The organism is Limosilactobacillus galli (assembly GCF_947381495.1).
Classification (GTDB): domain Bacteria; phylum Bacillota; class Bacilli; order Lactobacillales; family Lactobacillaceae; genus Limosilactobacillus; species Limosilactobacillus galli.
The window spans coordinates 1-220 of the sequence record NZ_CANCWK010000152.1 but is presented as its reverse complement, the minus strand read 5'-3'; the positions used below and the strand labels follow the sequence as shown (position 1 = coordinate 220).

Genomic DNA, 220 nt, shown 5'->3' with positions numbered 1-220 from the left:
ATGGGCCTAAATGGACTTGAACCATCGACCTCACGCTTATCAGGCGTGCGCTCTAAACCAGCTGAGCTATAGGCCCAAATAAGCGTCTCAGTAAGTTTTGAGAGGTAAACCCCTCAAAACTGAATAAAGTTTCGACAATGTGCAGGTTTCCGTTTTATTCCTTAGAAAGGAGGTGATCCAGCCGCAGGTTCTCCTACGGCTACCTTGTTACGACTTCACC

The 220-nt window shown here is 47.3% G+C and carries 1 tRNA gene and 1 rRNA gene; both read right to left on the bottom strand.

Annotated features, from left to right (window positions below):
• Position 1 precedes the first annotated feature (1 nt).
• A tRNA-Ile gene (locus QOS10_RS09680) sits at positions 2-76 on the bottom strand.
• 89 nt (positions 77-165) lie between these two features.
• Positions 166-220 (bottom strand): 16S ribosomal RNA (locus tag QOS10_RS09675); the annotation flags it as partial.